The following is an 810-nucleotide window of genomic DNA, read 5'->3' as shown; positions in this document are numbered from 1 at the left end:
CCGAGCGAACGCCAGCATACTTTGCCTGCTCCAGTTCAGCGATCACCTCGACGGTTTTGCCAAGCGAAAGCCAACGAATGTAGTTCACCTGCTTCGGCGTCAGGACAATCTTTTCCTCGATAGAGGGCGTGACCCGCAAGTGCTCAAGACGCGTATGAAGCTGGGAGACCGCTGATGCGGCCATAATGGCATCGATCTCCATATCACTCGCAAGCGAAGGCGTCGCCGATGCAAAGGTCAGCATGGACATGGCACCGTTGGCGGTGGCGACCGGGATGGAAACGCCCGAGCGAATGTTGAAATCAGCGGCTTTCGAAAAGAAGTTTTTCTGCTTTTTGGACAGCGAGCTCTTGTCGGCTTCGCCGGACCAGGCGAAAGCGCGCCTTATCAGCTGGGCCTGCCGCATGACCGGATCGATGAACCGGTAGTCCAGCGTGTCATAGATTCTCTGCCAGTCGATATCATAGTTGGAGACCGCATAGGTCTGCCCCGGACGAATGTTGACGAAGGCATAGCCCACAAAATCGAACCGATCAGCAAGATTGGCCAGGGCGCCCTTCACCATGGACTGATCGTTTCCGATCACCGTGATATCCAGCAGTTTCTCGACCCAGTTTGACATCCATACTCTCCCTGTAAATCGCACCCGTTGCGGGGTGGCGAAATGCGTCGGCAGTCAGAAGGACCGCGACGCGCGCGAACAGTGACCTGGTAAAGAAGGAAGCATATTCAATCGCGTAAGTTGACCATCACGGAATGGTTTTCTAAATCGTTTCGGCTAGATTGAAAACCTCGGAATTTGCTTATTCG

The 810-nt window shown here is 54.3% G+C and carries 1 protein-coding gene; it reads right to left on the bottom strand.

The window, feature by feature from the left end; translation table 11 throughout:
- On the bottom strand, nucleotides 1–622 hold a 622-nt coding region (traR, locus tag RNA01_RS23445), incomplete at its 3' end, for an autoinducer-binding transcriptional regulator TraR (RefSeq protein WP_147182465.1).
- Between the last annotated feature and the right edge of the window lie 188 nt (nucleotides 623–810).

The sequence above is a fragment of the Paenirhizobium naphthalenivorans genome, from assembly GCF_007992095.1.
GTDB classification, from domain to species: domain Bacteria; phylum Pseudomonadota; class Alphaproteobacteria; order Rhizobiales; family Rhizobiaceae; genus Allorhizobium; species Allorhizobium naphthalenivorans.
This window is presented reverse-complemented; position numbering and strand designations above follow the sequence as displayed.